The sequence below is a fragment of the Allomuricauda sp. d1 genome, assembly GCF_039592695.1.
GTDB lineage: Bacteria > Bacteroidota > Bacteroidia > Flavobacteriales > Flavobacteriaceae > Flagellimonas_A.
Map to the genome: position 1 here is coordinate 154,715 of NZ_JBBUTK010000001.1, position 15,374 is coordinate 170,088.

The following is a 15,374-nucleotide window of genomic DNA, read 5'->3' on the forward strand; positions in this document are numbered from 1 at the left end:
AGAGGGGAATACTCAACTTTTCAAGAATGAAACAATTTTTTCATTGACCTCGTCTTGGTGCATCGAATGGCCCAACCCTTTTGTGATGACAAGCTCGCTTCCCTTCCAGTGCTGGTGTACTTTTTTTGAGGCCTCAACAGGTACCTGAAGGTCATCATCATCGTGAAAGAGCAGTCCCTTTTTACTGTTCTTTTGAACAAAGGTAGTACTGGTAAATTCATGAAAATAATAGCCAAACCACTCTTTCAACCGTTCGTTCATGGCGTTCCTCACCTTATTGTTGAATTTTAATAATCCTTGATAATGGTCCATGAATTGCTCAAATTCTGCGGGCGAACCGACAGTCACAATTTTTTCAACAGATGAATCAGGATTGAGGTAATGCGTGTAATGTATGGTCATGCCGCCAACGGAATGGGCAACCACAAAATCCGGTTGATAGGTGTCCAAAACATGGCGGGTCACTTCGGCATACAGCGGTACGTGCAATCGTTTTCCGCTGGAATATCCATGTGCAGGGGCATCAAACGCCAGTATGTTGAAATCTTGTTGCTTTAATTTTTTGATGAGGTTGCGCCAACGATGGGTATTGCTCTCCCAGCCGTGCATCAACAACACGGTTTTTCCGTTCCCTTGCCAACGGTAGGATTGTACTTGGTGGCCAGCCACATCTATGGTTTCAAACTTGGCCTCGTTCAAAAATTGTTCTTGCTTTGGCAGCACCTTTCCCTTTCTGATGGTGCAGAATACATCAAAAGCCTTTATTGCAGCGGCTCTTTTGTTGAAGAGTACCATAAGATTGAAAAGCTTGCCATAGGCCAAGGGAATTGTCTTTGCCAAAAATTTCTGCATATTGGTTACTTTTTGTAACTTACTCTTTAAAGGAAACTAAAAATACCTATTTCTCTTCGAAGAAAAAAGCAGTAACGCATCTTAAACCAAGTGAAATCATGGAAACTATTGCTGAAAATCAAGAGGTTACAATGATTAAAAAACTGGAAAAAATGTTTGGGCATCTTGATTACAAGAATCCGCCTGAGCTGTGTCCGGTTCGCGATGTGATGTCAACAGCTTCTGACCAATGGAGTATTTTGATTTTATTGTGGTTGGGGTACTTCCCCGTGCTTCGCTTCAATAAGCTGAAAAAATATGTCTACGGAATTTCAAACAAGGTATTGAGCCAGCGGCTCAAAGTCTTGGAAGCGGACGGTTATATTGAGCGAAAAGCGTACCCTGAAGTGCCGATTCGGGTTGAGTATCGCTTAACGGATTTTGGAAAATCGTATGTGAAACGGTTGTTGGACCTTACCGAGTGGATGCAGCAAAACAGCCCCAAGGTTTTGGCCAATCGTGAGAAGTATGGGTTGATTTAATCCTTTATGTTATTCCAGATATCCAGATACATTTTCCAATCCCCATCTTCTTTTTTCCAAATGACCACGTATTTGCCACGCCATTCTGCGATAGATCCGTCGGCACGCTCTGTTTTTCCTTCATAATAGCCATAATCATGGGCATAGTCACCAAAAAATTTGATTTCTTCAGAAGTGATTTTGTGATGTGCGATTTTTGAACCGTTGTCCCGCGGTGTCCAATAGGCTTTAAGTTTCTCTCCTTCAAGAATATCCAAACCACTTGGAAATATTTTTGCATCCACAGTATAACTGTCCATGATGCCTTCTAGATTTCCATCCATACAGGCTTTTGAAAAATTCTGGGAAGCCTTTACGATTTCTTGCCTGTCATTGACACTTCCATTTTGTGGTTTTCTTTTAGTACAGTCAATTTTCCAAGTAGGATAGACAATGGTTTCGTCAGGATTGACCCATTCACCGGCCCATTTGAAGCCGTTTTCATCCATGTCACTAAAGGTCAAGCGGTAAAAACCTTCCATGCCGTTCGGTGCCTTTTGTGCCCGATACAGTATGATGTTTCCATTCTCTTTTTTGGTTCCCTCCCATGTGGGCAGCACTGTGGTAGGCCCTTTGTTGCTATAATAATGCACGTACCATTGTGTACTATCGGCTATGAATTGGCGAATACTGCCCGAATGCCCCCCATTGGCTTTTAAGGTTTCGTCTTGAACGGCAGTACCGTTCATGATGTATTTGAAACGCCATACCATATCGACAGGTCCTGCCCAAGTCTGGTCTTGGTTTTGCGATTGTGATTTGCAATCACATTCCCCGATCATGGGTGCAAAATCCATGATTTCTTTCGGGGCTTTGGGATTGGGCAACCCAAAAGGATGTTCGGCAGAAGGCTCATACTGGTATTGGGCAAAAATAAGTGTGGGAAGTATGAGTAAAAAAAGAGGGTAGTTTGTTTTCATTTGGTTGGATTTTGACAGAAAATAATAAAATCCCTTTTTGAAGAAGTACTGCTTGGCAATAAATTAACAGAAGCTATTCCCAACCGATCATTAAATACTTGATCTTGGCCTCATCAGGAATCTGTACCGCCTCAATGTTCGATTTTGAATACCGCAGGTTTGCCGGCAACTGATTTTTGTCAATGGTAAAATACATATTCGTCTCTTTGACAAAAATCACGACATTGTTGAGTGCCGTTACCACTTTTTTGATGGTGTAATTCTCTTTGATGTCCTTAAAGGTGCTGTTTAGGCCAATGCCGCTATCGGTCATAAAACGGGCATCCATCACTTGAATGTTTTCTACGGTAGGAATACTGTCATCACTGGGGGAGAGCGTCAACAGATGTTTGCCACCCTTTTCAAAGACCTTTATTTTTTTGGTTTTTGAGCCGATTCTCGAAAAAAATGTGTCTTTTACAATGGAGTCATCGGCATAAATCAATTCGAGATCCCGCACCAAACTGATTTTATCCAATTTGCCCACACTTTCGTTGGTAATCAAAAAGGTGGTGTCTTTTTCACCACAAGCAGTAAAAAGTAACAAAACCCAAATACCAAATACCAAAAAAAATCTTTTCATTTCTAACATCTAACATCTAACATCTAACATCTAACATCTAACATCTAACATCTAACATCTAACATCTAACATCTAACATCTAACATCTAACATCTAACATCAACGTATCACTTTTTTCATCACACCCAACACTCCACGGATAAAAGTGGCACTGGTCAGTACCTTGACCACAGGATTCATACGGGTGCTTCGTCTTCTGGATGTGCTTCTTCGAGAGGTCGTTTTACGCTCTTTTTCTTTTTCCGCTTCCTTTTCGGCCTTCTCGATTTTTTCGTTCAATACCTCATAGGCACTTTCACGGTCGATTTCCTCGTTGTACTTTTTGACAAGCTTTGATTGGCCTATGGCTTCTTTTAGTTCTTTATCCGTCAGCACATCCATACGGCTCATCGGTGCCCGTAGCATGGTGGCTGCCAAAGGGGTAGGACGACCTTTTTCATCCAAAGCGGAAATTAAGGCCTCACCGATGCCCAATGAGGTCAACACCTCCTCGGTATCGTAAAACTCAGAATCCGGGTAGTTCTGTGCCGTCAACCGTATGGCCTTTCGGTCTTTGGCCGTGAAAGCACGAAGTGCATGCTGCACCTTGAGTCCCAACTGTGCCAACACATCATCGGGAACATCGGTCGGATTTTGCGTCACAAAATACAAGCCGATACCCTTTGAGCGAATCAGTTTGACAATGCTCTCAATCTGGTCGAGCAATGCTTTTGAAGCTTCTTTAAAAATGAGGTGTGCTTCATCAATAAAAAATATCAGTTCAGGGCGGTCACTGTCGCCCTGCTCTGGGAATGTGGCATAGATTTCTGCCAATAGGCTCAACATAAATGTTGAAAAGAGCTTTGGCCGGTCTTGAATATCGGTGAGGCGTACAATGTTGATGTAGCCACGGCCGTTTTCATCAATACGGGTCAAATCGTCGACGTCGAACGATTTTTCCCCAAAAAAGAGTTCCGCTCCCTGCTGCTCAAGCTCAATGATTTTTCTAAGGATGGTGCCCGTAGAACTTGTCGAAATACGCCCATAAGTGGATTGGAATTCTTTTTTGCCCGTACCGGTGGCGTACTGCAACACTTTTTTGAAATCCTTTAAGTCAAGCAATGGCAATTTGTTGTCATCACAATATTTGAACACCACGGCTACGATGCCTTCTTGGGTGACGGTCAAATCCAATATCCTGGACAAGAGCACAGGGCCAAATTCAGAGACCGTGGCCCGCAGGCGAACCCCATCTTGTTCGGACAAGGACATAATTTCGACAGGAAACCCCGTGGGTTCAAAAGGCAGGCCGATGGCCTCGTGACGCTCATCAATTTTTGGATGTCCTGGGCTGGGCTGTGCAATGCCGCTCAAATCTCCTTTTAAGTCCATCAACAAAACCGGAATGCCTTTTTCAGAAAGGTTTTCGGCCATGACCTGAAGCGTTTTGGTTTTTCCCGTTCCAGTGGCCCCAGCAATCAATCCGTGTCTGTTCAGGGTTTTTAAAGGAACTTTGATAAAAGCTTCTTTTATGGTTTCGCCATTGACCATGCCTGCACCCATAGTGATGTAGTCACCTTTGGTGGTATAGCCCTTTTCAATTTGTTCAAAGAATTTTTCTTTGTCGCTCATTACACTGACTTTGCGATAAAAATAGGGAAAATGATTTTTCGAAATACGAAATATGAAGTTGGAAGTACCAATTTAGAATGACGAATGTAGAATGGTGTACGAAGTGCTAACAGTTATGGGTTATGAGTTTTGACGAGACGTAAAGCGCACAGCGCACAGCCAAAGCTAAAATTAGGAGTATTTGTGATAATTTGTGAAATTAGTATTCAACAAAAACCGAAGATTATGAAAATGGTCTATAAATATGCAGTCGTCTCAATAGTATTGACATTTGCAATCGCTATTAACTGTTTTTCGCAGGAAGCGAATACAGAAATTATTTTTCACAAACCTGAAAATCCCGATAGGGCATCAGCCCCTTTTAGCGAAGCAGTGCAGGCGGGCAACCTTTTCTTTTTGGCAGGCCAGATTGGAATGGACAGAATGGTCGGTCAATTGGCCAAAGGCGGTGTTCAGGGCGAGACCGAACAGGCCATCAAAAATATTGAAGGAGTCTTGAAACACCACGGGCTGACCCTTGACAACGTGGTCAAGTGCACCGTCATTTTAAGTGATATCAACGATTTCAGGGCATTCAATGAGGTCTACGTAAAATATTTTACAAAAAAACCAGCTCGTACTACCTACGCAGCGGCGGGCTTGGCCGCAGGTGCCAAGATTGAGATTGATGTGATAGCAGTGAAGGAGTAGCCAGTTAATAGTAAACAGTATTAGTTTTTAATCTCCAATCTGTTTACTGGAGACTGCCCACTAGTACATTAAACTTATCTTTGCATCATGATTGCAGAAGAGGTAATGGATTTGGTGGATAAGGGACTGATGCTTCCGTTGATGGAGGAGTTTTATACCATTCAAGGCGAGGGCTACCATAAAGGCACGGCCGCTTATTTTATCCGTATTGGAGGTTGCGATGTGGGTTGTCACTGGTGCGATGTCAAAGAGAGTTGGAACGCTGAGATCCATCCGCCAACGGCCATTGAAAGTATTGTAAAAAATGCTTCCAAGTATTCTGACACCATCGTCATCACTGGAGGAGAACCATTGACCTGGGATATGGGCCCACTGACAACATCCCTTAAGAAAAAAAGCCTAAAAATTCATATTGAAACCTCAGGAGCGTATCCCCTTACCGGAACTTGGGACTGGATTTGCCTTTCCCCAAAAAAAATCAAACTGCCTGTGGGAGACATCCACCAAAAAGCACATGAATTGAAAGTCATCGTTTACAACAAACATGATTTTCAATTTGCTGAAGAACAGGCCAAGAAAGTCAGTGAAGATTGTGTACTGTACCTACAACCGGAATGGAGTGTTCGTGATAAGGTAATGCCATTGATTGTCGACTATGTAATGCAAAACCCTAAATGGCGGGTGTCATTGCAGACCCATAAATATTTGAATATACCTTGATAGCCTATCTGCCGCCGTTGTTCTGCAGGTCAAGAATGCACTCGGCATCTAAATTGGGCACTGCTGCCAGTCCTCTTGCAGATTGGGATTCAAGCATTTTCAAAACCGTTTTACCAGTTAGTGAACATGCCGATTGAAGTTCATCTACATTGCCTTTCGCTGGCACTGCGGTTGAGACTGGGCTGAACTGTAATTCAGCACGCATGAGACAACCCTCTACGTTGCAGTGGTTTTCAGCGTCAGGATCTTCATGGTCATTGACGGGAATTGTTCCTAAATCAACCAACCCGAATAAATGTCCGAATTCATGGTTGAGGGTGGCGGTTTCAACATCCGCATTGGAAATCAGGGCACTTCTACTGGCCAAATCACGTATGGTGCTCTCATAAATGATCATCGAAGTATTGCGGTACACTGCCCCCAAGGTGACTAAGCCTTCGTCTAAATCATCATCTTCAGAAGGCGCATCGGCAAAATAAATATAGATGGCCAAGGTGCTCCCATCGTTATAAGCGGTACGATTTTCTTCTTCGAGATCAGCAATTTCCTGAAGTGTCAAATCCTCTTCATTGGGTGAAGAAAGCTCACGGTACGTGATTTCGATTGTGGTTTTAAATGTCCTATCCCTAAGAAACTGCTCAAAGTTGTCCATTGCGGCATCTGTAGGGCGAAACCCCTGTACGTAAGCAGCCTCAATCAACAATCGGTCAAAATTGGTGTTCGCCAGTATGTCATTCGCTGATGCACCTGTAGCCAACAGATTTGCAGATTTATCAATGGTAACTGTGCCGCCGTCATCATCAGTATTGCCACCATCGTCGCTGCTGGAACAAGAAATTGCAAAACATAGCACCAAACTTGACAACAATACAAACACATTCTTTTTCATAGCTTCTTCTTTTCTTAGGTAAAACGTGGAAATGCTCACGGTATTATGGTTTTGGCACCAATCTTGCCAAATAGTCGTAATGTGGGCCTTGACTTACAAGGTGGCAATCAAAACCACAGTTTTTTGCTGTATTAGAAAGTGTTTCAAAATCTAAGTACAACCAATCAAAAACCGAACCCTTTTTGCCTTTGTACTGCATCTGAAATTGCATTTCACCGTAATATTCCCTGTCACCTGCAATCCAGTAACCGCCATCATCATCTTGCTCATACATATAAATGATGTCTGTTGAATCTAACAGAATCTGACCACCAGCATTCAACAACAATTTGAAATGATTCAAATAAGCCTCCAATTGGTTCAGCTTTCCAACAATTCCGATTCCGTTCATCAACAATAACAGTGTATCAAATGTTGTTCCACGATACTCTAAAATCGATGAATGGATTGTTTTTTCGATGCCCCTTGCCCTGCATACCTCTATAGCCGTTTTTGATGAATCAAGTGCAGTGACATCAAACCCATGATGTTGCAGATAATGCGAATGTGGCCCAGCACCGCAACCGATATCCAATATGCTGCCTTTACACCGTTGAAGAGCTTTTTGTTCAAGAATGGGCATGTCGTCGTATTCACGAAAAAGATGGGCCAGGGGCAGTGCATCTTCCTCATTGAACGAAGAAAAGGTTTTGATGTCTTCAGTATGATGACCGTTGTAAAAATCGAGCACGGCTTGCCCGAAAATATCCTGCATGGTTGTGATGTCTTCTGCAAATGTGTGATTTTATTTTATGAGGACGGTCTTGCCCAAGTATTTTTAAGTTTGTAGAGTATGGAAGAAACGTTAAAAAACTTGCCCCAAAAAGCTGCTGAAAAACATTCGGAGAACAAGAAGTTTTTTACCAAGCTTAAAAAGAAACCCCCAAAGCAACTGGATTATCTGATGCAAGAGCTTCACGACGCCGAGTTTGCGCAGACCGATTGCCTTCAGTGCGCAAACTGCTGTAAGACAACTGGGCCTTTGTTCACCCAGAATGATATTCAACGTATCGCAAAGCATTTCAAAATAAAACCAAACCAATTTATATCGTCGTATCTCAGAGTTGATGAAGATGGTGACCACGTGCTGAAATCCGTACCCTGTACTTTTTTAGGAGCTGATAATTATTGCTCCATCTACAATGTACGGCCGAAGGCCTGTCGCGAGTTTCCGCATACCGACCGAAAGAAATTCTACCAGATTACAGATTTGACCCTGAAAAATGTGGCGATGTGCCCCGCTGCGTTCAATATTGTGGAGAATATGAAAAAAAGGATTGATTTTTAGTAATCAGTAATCAGTAATCAGTAATCAGTAATCAGTAATCAGTAATCAGTAATCAGTAACCAGTTGACTATATCTAGGTGGATTGAATTTGGAATTTGGGTTTTGGAATTTGTAATTTTATTGGATGGAGCAACTCATAATGTATTTCGAAAACATCCCCCCATTGCACCGCAGTCTGATTTTGGTGGGGGGAATCACGTTTTTTTGGGTATTGGAAGGAATAGTCCCGCTTTTTAATGTGCACTACAAAAAATGGCGGCATGCACTCCCGAATTTCTTTTTTACACTGACCACCATCATCGTAAATTTTCCATTGGCATTTTTACTGTTGAAAATGGCAGATTGGTCGGTTGCCAATGATTTTGGTATCATCAATTGGTTGCCCGAAATGCCGCTATGGCTCTATGTGTTGTTGGGTGTCTTGCTGTTGGACTTGATCGGAGCGTACACCGCCCATCTCGTTGAGCACAAGGTCAAACCCTTTTGGATGATTCATCTGGTGCACCATACCGACCATAATGTCGATACGACCACTGCGAACAGGCATCACCCCCTAGAGAGTTTGATTCGCTATTTTTTTACACTGTTGGGTGTTTTTATCGTGGGGGCGCCCATAGGCATCATTATGCTGTATCAAAGCCTTTCGGTGGTCTTGTCACAGTTCAACCATGCCAATATTCGGCTGCCAAAAAAAGTCGATGACGTTTTGAGCTGGGTCATTGTCTCGCCAGATATGCACAAAGTGCACCACCATTATGTGCTGCCCTACACTGACTCAAACTACGGGAACATCTTTTCAATTTGGGACCGACTTTTTGGCACCTATATGAAGTTGGATGTCGATATGATTGTATATGGGGTCGACACCTTCCCTGATGAAAAGGAGAACGGTAGCATTTGGGGGTTGCTCAAACAACCGTTTCACAAATACCGGAAGCCTACTAATGGAATTCCCCCTTTGAAGGGGGAGTAGGGGGGATGTTTTTGGAGACACCCCTGTCCCGAAAAAATCGGGACTGTCCCCTCCAAGGGGACAATTGTTTTATAATTGCCAAAGCCTAATAACGAATCAATCATACATCAAATACTTCTCCCGAATCTTTTTAAACCGTTCCAAATCCGCCTGCCAAGTTGCTTTTATTTCGGCTTCTGATAGCCCCGCCTCGATCTGTTGTTGCAATTTCTCGGTGCCTGCGTGTTTGGTAAATCCCGAAGTGTTGAAAAATTTGGATTTATCGGTACAGTTCTGATATGCATCCATAAGCCATTGCAATGAAACCGAGTTTATTTTAGGATAATCGGACAAATCTTTTCCATAGCAGATTTTACCTTTTTCCTTTGGGTATTTTGACCCAAAATTAGGTTTGGGCACATAACTAAAAGCGTAAGCAGTACTATCTAAAAAAGAAGCACCGTAACGTTGAAATTGAAATTTGGTGCCACGACCCGCATTGATGTTCGTACCCTCAAACAATCCCAAACTGGGGTACAAGTTGATGGATTGATCGTTGGGCAGATTGGGTGAAGGGCGAATTGGTAGGCTGTACTCTGTTTGATGGTCATAGTTTTCAAGCTCAACAACGGTCAAATCGACTTTAAGACCGTTTTCCAACCATCCTTCTTCATTGACCATTTGGGCATATTCGCCAATGGTCATTCCATATACCAAGGGAATTTCGTTCATTCCCAGAAATGATGTATGCTTCGTTTCCATAGTAGGGCCATCCACATAATGCGCATTGGGGTTGGGTCGATCCAAAACCACAACAGGAATTCCAGCTTCTGCGCATACCTCCATCACCAATTGCAAGGTGGCGATGTAGGTGTAAAAACGCACGCCGACATCCTGAACATCGAAAAGCACCACATCCAAGCCTTTCAATTGTTCTGGTGAGGGTTTCTGGTTTTTTCCGTAGAGCGAAATAATGGGCAATCCCGTTTGGGTATCCACACCATCTGTTACGTGTTCGCCTGCATCTGCTTTTCCCCGAAACCCATGTTCTGGGGCAAATACTTTTTTGATGTCGACATCCAGAGTCAACAAAGAATCGACCAAATGAACGTAGGGTTCTGGTTTTTGGTTCAAGGTTTCAGGTTGATTCCTTATCGATTTCCGATTTTTAAATATAACCGAGGTTTGGTTGGCAATCACCCCTACATTTTTGTTTTTTAACAGTGGAAGATATGCTGTGGTGCGGTTCGCTGCAATTACAATTTGCTCATTTCCAGTATTGGAATTTGGCACTTCGACTGCGCTCAGTGTGACGGATTTAGGGGTTGTTTTTTTCTGCTGTCCACAAGCAGAAAGCATAAGACTTAAGCATAAAACTGTACTTTTGAAAATGGAAAAAACCGGCATTCCTTGAATTTAGAACTGTTCATTACCAAACGCCTCATCAAAGGGGCATCGCATAAAATTAGCATTTCGGCACCGATAATTAAAATTGCCATCGCAGCCATTGCCATAGGTATGGTCGCCATGTTGATTGCCATTGCCACCACGATTGGTCTGAAACAAAAGATTCGGGAAAAAATAGCGGCTTTTAACGGGCATATTGAAATCACCAATTTTGATACTAACAATTCGGGGGTTTCGACCGTACCGGTTTCTAAAGACCAAGAATTTTACCCAGAATTCAAGAGCGTAGACGGTGTATCGCACATTCAGGCCGTGGCGACAAAACCGGGCATCATCCGCACAGAAGAAACTTTTGAGGGAATGCTTGCCAAAGGTGTGGGCCAAGATTATAACTGGAATGCCTTTGATGAATTTTTGGTTGAGGGCAGATTGCCCGATTTTTCAGGAGATTTGAATGATGGGGTGCTGCTCTCACGAATTATGGCAAACCGCTTGCAATTGAATGTGGGCGATGTGTTCAATGCTATTTTTTTAAAGGATAATGACCCGTCAAAGGTGCCGAACAATCGCCGCTTTGAAGTTGTTGGTATCTATGATAGTGGTTTTGAGGAATTTGATGCACAATATGTTTTTGTGGATATCCGCCATGTGCAACGCATGAACAAATGGACAGAAAACCAAATTGGACATTTTGAAGTGTTCTTGGATGATTTTGATGCGATAGATGAAAAAGCTGCCGAAATCTATGGAAAAACCCTATCAGAACTCGATACCCAAAGCATAAAAAGAAAATACTACAAGATTTTTGAATGGATAGGCCTATTTGATTTCAATGCCGCCCTGATTATCGGTATCATGATTCTCGTGGGCGGAATCAACATGGTCACTGCACTGTTGGTATTGATTTTAGAACGCACCCAAATGATAGGCATTCTAAAGGCTTTGGGTTCTGAAAATTGGAGCATCAGAAAAGTGTTTCTCTATAATGCCACCTACCTTATCGGTATTGGCCTGCTCTGGGGCAATGGTATCGGGCTCGCCCTGATTTATTTGCAACAAAAATTTCGTTTTTTGAAGTTTCCAAATCCTGAGGAGTATTACATTGAATACATTCCCGTAGAAATCAATCTACCCGTAATCATTCTCTTAAATGTGGGCGTTGTGGTATTGTGCCTGTTGATGTTGCTGCTTCCTTCGTACGCCATTAGTAAAATCACTCCCGTCAAGGCAATCAAGTTTGAATGATGTTTGAAGTCGGGTGATTGGTGCTCGATGTTAAAAATCGAACTTAATTTTAGTTTCTTCATCAAGCATCGGACTTCTAGCATCGAACAAACCATTACCTTTGCGGCGATTATGGAATACGCAAAAAACATTCTCGAGACCATTGGCAATACACCTTTGGTGAAAATAAGCAAGCTTACGGAAAATCTACCCTGTTTGGTACTGGCAAAGTACGAGACCTTTAACCCCGGTAACTCGGTCAAAGACAGGATGGCACTCAAAATGATTGAGGATGCCGAGGCAGATGGACGGTTGAAACCTGGTGGTACCATTGTTGAAGGCACTTCGGGCAATACGGGCATGGGGTTGGCTTTGGCCGCCATTGTGAAAGGGTACAAAATGATCTGTGTGACCACCGACAAACAATCCAAAGAAAAAATAGATATTCTTAAGGCAGTGGGCAGTGAGGTTCATGTATGCCCCACTGATGTTGCCCCAGATGACCCGCAAAGCTATTATTCAACAGCAAAAAGGTTGGGCGAGGAAATACCCAATGCCTGGTATGTGAACCAATACGACAATCCCTCCAATACGAAAGCGCATTATGAAAGCACCGGTCCTGAAATTTGGCAACAGACCCATGGCAAGGTCACCCATTTTGTGGTCGGGGTAGGTACCGGGGGCACGGTTTCAGGCGTTGGAAAATATCTGAAGGAGCAAAATCCAAATGTCAAAGTTTGGGGTGTTGACACTTATGGTTCGGTCTTCAAAAAATATCATGAAACTGGCATTTTTGATGAGAATGAAATCTATCCGTATGTCACCGAGGGTATTGGGGAGGATATCCTTCCAAAAAATGTGGATTTTGATATCATTGATGGATTCACAAAAGTGACCGATAAGGATGCTGCCGTTTACACGCAGCGATTGGCAAAAGAAGAGGGTATGTTTTTGGGCAACTCTGCCGGGGCCGCTATCAAAGGGGTTTTGCAGCTTGGCGAGCATTTTACCAAAGATGATGTGGTGGTGGTACTTTTTCACGACCATGGCAGCCGCTATGTCGGCAAGATTTTCAATGATGACTGGATGCGGGCCCAAGGGTTTATCGAATAGATTTTGGTATCTTTCTTCGACTAATTCAATTACCCATGAGAGCAACTATTTTCACTTTTTTTCTGGCTTTTTTAATCTCAACACAGCTTTTTTCCCAAAAACTTTCTCGAACAGAAAAGAAAATCATCGCATCGGTCGAACAGAACAACCAAGATGCGCTGGCTTTTTTGGAACAAGTGGTCAATATTAATAGTGGCACCCTAAACGCAAAGGGTGTGCGAGAAGTTGGCCAAGTTTTTTCAGATGCTTTTGAGGATGTTGGGTTTGATGCCCGATGGATAGAAATGCCTGAAGAAATGAACCGTGCAGGCCACTTATTTGCCGAAACCTCGGGAAACAAAGGCAAAAAATTGTTGCTTATCGGTCATTTGGATACCGTTTTTGAAGAAGACAGTCCCTTTCAAAAGTTTGAAAGAATCAACGATAGCATTGCCCACGCCCCAGGGGGCAACGATATGAAAGGGGGCAATGTAGTGGTTTTATATGCACTCAAGGCCCTACACGAAAACGGTTTGCTCAATGATGCCCAAATCACCGTAGCCTTTACAGGTGATGAAGAAAGTACGGGAAAACCATTGGATATCAGTCGAAAAGATTTAATCGAAGCCGCACAGCGAAGTGATGTTGCCTTGGGTTTTGAAACCTCAACAGGATTCAATTATGCCACTGTGGCCAGACGTGGTGCTTCGGGCTGGGCCGTTGAGGTCGAAGGCAAACGTGCACATTCGTCAGGGGTTTTCAGTGAAAGAGTGGGTGCCGGTGCCATTTTTGAGCTATCACGCATTCTGCACCAATTTTATACCGATGTTAAAGGCGAGGAACTCTTGACCTTCAATCCAGGTGTTTTATTGGGCGGCACTTTTGTTGATTTTGACCCCAAGACCAGCAAGGGTGAGGTTTTTGGCAAGGGCAATGTCGTGGCACAGAAGGCAATGGCAAGAGGTGGACTTCGGTTCATATCTGAAGAACAAAAAGAACGTGCACGAGAAAAGATGCGTGAGATAGTGACCGATAATCTGCCCAAGACAACAGCTGCGATTTCATTTACCGACAGTTACCCTGCCATGCAACCCACTGATGGCAATATGGCTCTTTTGAACACTTTGAACCAGGTCAGCAACGATTTGGGCCAAGGCGATGTGCTGCCTTACGATCCAGGCAAAAGAGGTGCTGCCGACGTTTCTTTTGTGGCCGAGTATGTCGATTGTCTTGATGGCTTGGGCACCATGGGTTCGGGGGCACATACCCCTGAAGAAACCGTGAATCTGAAGACTTTTGAAGCCCTAACCAAAAGAACCGCGGTACTAATTTATAGATTGATCAATCAGCGATAACATGGTGACGCTTCAACTTAATAGCCAAAAAGCTCGTATTGACGCTGGTGAATTGGTGAGTTATCAAGTGGATGGTCATGAGTTTATCCATCAAAAGGGTGACCCGGGGTGGAGTAGTGCCGATACCGAAATGTTTCCGATTATTGGTCCGGTCAATGAGGCTGGGTTTCAAGTGCAAGTGCCAAAAGGCAATGCGATACAAGACCAACATGGGCATCTCCGTCAATTTGATTACAAATTGGTTTCTTCAACCGTTTCAGAGGCTTTGTTCAAAAAGGAATATGCGGCAGGAACACCCATTAAAAACTCAAAATATCCCGAAAAGTCAGATCGGCAATGGTTGATATGGCCGTACACATTTCAATTTGAAAAGCAGTATTCTTTGGATGAAGAAGGGCTTGAAATCAATTTTACTGTTTCTGGGGAAAGGGATATGCCTTTTATGATAGGGTACCATCCGGCTTTTAAACTATATACCAAGCATCCCATCATAAAAGCAGGCCAGAGAGAAATTTCTTTGGATGAAGTGCTTGCCGTGGGCAATCGTGCGCTTCAGGTTGCCAATTGTGAAGAAATCACATTGACAGATGAAGAATCCATTACAATAAAGACCAAAGGTTTTGGTCATTTTATGTGCTGGACAGAGGTGCGAAACATGGTCTGTATCGAGCCTATTTCCTTTTACCCCTACGCCGTTCCCCAGAACAAATTACACGAAGGCTTCGAATTTCTTTCAGATGAACCCAAAATTTTCAGGGTGAGGTTGACAGTTTCACCTCAATCTTAAAAATTGTTAACGAAATCACAATTTTTTAATAAATATTAACGTTATTATTCTTACCTTAGAGGTACTGAACAAGGTTTGTACTAAATGCTCCGAAATTTTATTGAGCGAATTGGGGTCATGAACTGTATCATGCTCTTGGTGGTCATATCCATCATCATCGTCTCAGAAGCACTTTTCCTGAAAGGAAACAAGATGGATGCCATTTTTGTGGCGTTCTGGGCACCGACCATACTGGGTTTTATGATTTACTTCAAGCAAAAAAAGTAATGGATTTCATCTTGCTTTATTCCATTGTGGTAGCCGTAATCTTTATGGTGTGGGTGTTCTTTATTATCAAAATGTACGGAAAAATAAAGAAGAAAGATT

17 protein-coding genes are annotated in these 15,374 nt (G+C 43.0%); 10 read left to right on the forward strand and 7 right to left on the reverse strand.

Annotated elements, in window-relative coordinates; all coding sequences use genetic code 11:
• Nucleotides 1-12: 12 nt before the first annotated feature.
• A complete protein-coding gene (locus AAAH86_RS00745; RefSeq protein WP_343485579.1) occupies nt 13-852 on the reverse strand; it encodes an alpha/beta hydrolase in 840 nt (279 codons plus the stop codon).
• Between the two features lie 98 nt (nt 853-950).
• Here AAAH86_RS00745 and AAAH86_RS00750 point away from each other — a divergent pair, with 98 nt between their 5' ends.
• Entirely contained in the window at nt 951-1,373 is a 423-nt protein-coding gene (locus tag AAAH86_RS00750) for a helix-turn-helix domain-containing protein (RefSeq protein ID WP_343485580.1), read from the forward strand.
• Here AAAH86_RS00750 and AAAH86_RS00755 read toward each other — a convergent pair.
• The 3 genes from AAAH86_RS00755 to AAAH86_RS00765 form a co-directional block, all read right to left on the reverse strand.
• Nucleotides 1,370-2,332, reverse strand: a complete 963-nt coding sequence (locus AAAH86_RS00755; protein ID WP_343485581.1) for a nuclear transport factor 2 family protein — start codon at nt 2,330-2,332, stop codon at nt 1,370-1,372. The genes AAAH86_RS00750 and AAAH86_RS00755 overlap by 4 nt on opposite strands.
• Before the next feature lie 73 nt (nt 2,333-2,405).
• Nucleotides 2,406-2,954, reverse strand: coding sequence for a hypothetical protein (locus tag AAAH86_RS00760; protein WP_343485582.1), 549 nt, complete (start codon nt 2,952-2,954; stop codon nt 2,406-2,408).
• A gap of 99 nt (nt 2,955-3,053) precedes the next feature.
• The gene (locus AAAH86_RS00765) at nt 3,054-4,565 is read right to left on the reverse strand and encodes a helicase HerA-like domain-containing protein (protein WP_343485584.1); all 1,512 of its coding nucleotides are present in this window, start codon (nt 4,563-4,565) and stop codon (nt 3,054-3,056) included.
• Between the two features lie 225 nt (nt 4,566-4,790).
• On the opposite strand from AAAH86_RS00765, the gene AAAH86_RS00770 reads away from it, so the two are divergent.
• Together AAAH86_RS00770 and AAAH86_RS00775 are read left to right on the forward strand one after the other, a co-directional pair.
• Nucleotides 4,791-5,255 (forward strand): Rid family detoxifying hydrolase, encoded by a 465-nt coding sequence (locus AAAH86_RS00770; protein ID WP_343485585.1) that lies wholly within the window; start codon nt 4,791-4,793, stop codon nt 5,253-5,255.
• Between the two features lie 87 nt (nt 5,256-5,342).
• Nucleotides 5,343-5,975: a 7-carboxy-7-deazaguanine synthase QueE gene (locus tag AAAH86_RS00775; RefSeq protein WP_343485586.1), complete on the forward strand. Its 633-nt coding sequence runs from the start codon at nt 5,343-5,345 to the stop codon at nt 5,973-5,975.
• A gap of 4 nt (nt 5,976-5,979) precedes the next feature.
• On the opposite strand, the gene AAAH86_RS00780 is transcribed toward AAAH86_RS00775, so the two are convergent.
• Nucleotides 5,980-6,903 carry a hypothetical protein gene (locus AAAH86_RS00780; protein WP_343485587.1) on the reverse strand — a complete coding sequence of 308 codons (924 nt, stop codon included), beginning with the start codon at nt 6,901-6,903 and terminating at the stop codon, nt 5,980-5,982.
• A 4-nt stretch (nt 6,904-6,907) separates the two neighbouring features.
• Nucleotides 6,908-7,618, reverse strand: coding sequence for a class I SAM-dependent methyltransferase (locus tag AAAH86_RS00785; RefSeq protein ID WP_343485588.1), 711 nt, complete (start codon nt 7,616-7,618; stop codon nt 6,908-6,910).
• Between the two features lie 78 nt (nt 7,619-7,696).
• Between AAAH86_RS00785 and AAAH86_RS00790 the strand changes: the two genes are divergently transcribed.
• Nucleotides 7,697-8,191 (forward strand): YkgJ family cysteine cluster protein, encoded by a 495-nt coding sequence (locus tag AAAH86_RS00790; protein ID WP_343485589.1) that lies wholly within the window; start codon nt 7,697-7,699, stop codon nt 8,189-8,191.
• Nucleotides 8,192-8,315: 124 nt separating this feature from the next.
• Nucleotides 8,316-9,164: a sterol desaturase family protein gene (locus AAAH86_RS00795; RefSeq protein ID WP_343485590.1), complete on the forward strand. Its 849-nt coding sequence runs from the start codon at nt 8,316-8,318 to the stop codon at nt 9,162-9,164.
• 96 nt (nt 9,165-9,260) lie between these two features.
• On the opposite strand, the gene AAAH86_RS00800 is transcribed toward AAAH86_RS00795, so the two are convergent.
• Nucleotides 9,261-10,550, reverse strand: a complete 1,290-nt coding sequence (locus AAAH86_RS00800; protein ID WP_343485591.1) for a DUF1343 domain-containing protein — start codon at nt 10,548-10,550, stop codon at nt 9,261-9,263.
• 3 nt (nt 10,551-10,553) lie between these two features.
• On the opposite strand from AAAH86_RS00800, the gene AAAH86_RS00805 reads away from it, so the two are divergent.
• From AAAH86_RS00805 to AAAH86_RS00825, 5 genes are all read left to right on the forward strand, one after another.
• Entirely contained in the window at nt 10,554-11,795 is a 1,242-nt protein-coding gene (locus AAAH86_RS00805) for an FtsX-like permease family protein (protein ID WP_343485592.1), read from the forward strand.
• Between the two features lie 111 nt (nt 11,796-11,906).
• The gene (locus AAAH86_RS00810) at nt 11,907-12,887 is read left to right on the forward strand and encodes a pyridoxal-phosphate dependent enzyme (RefSeq protein ID WP_343485593.1); all 981 of its coding nucleotides are present in this window, start codon (nt 11,907-11,909) and stop codon (nt 12,885-12,887) included.
• A 35-nt stretch (nt 12,888-12,922) separates the two neighbouring features.
• Nucleotides 12,923-14,221 carry a M20/M25/M40 family metallo-hydrolase gene (locus AAAH86_RS00815; RefSeq protein ID WP_343485594.1) on the forward strand — a complete coding sequence of 433 codons (1,299 nt, stop codon included), beginning with the start codon at nt 12,923-12,925 and terminating at the stop codon, nt 14,219-14,221.
• 1 nt (nt 14,222) lies between these two features.
• Nucleotides 14,223-15,008, forward strand: coding sequence for an aldose 1-epimerase (locus tag AAAH86_RS00820; RefSeq protein ID WP_343485595.1), 786 nt, complete (start codon nt 14,223-14,225; stop codon nt 15,006-15,008).
• An 84-nt stretch (nt 15,009-15,092) separates the two neighbouring features.
• Nucleotides 15,093-15,275 carry a hypothetical protein gene (locus tag AAAH86_RS00825; RefSeq protein WP_343485596.1) on the forward strand — a complete coding sequence of 61 codons (183 nt, stop codon included), beginning with the start codon at nt 15,093-15,095 and terminating at the stop codon, nt 15,273-15,275.
• Nucleotides 15,276-15,374: the final 99 nt, after the last annotated feature.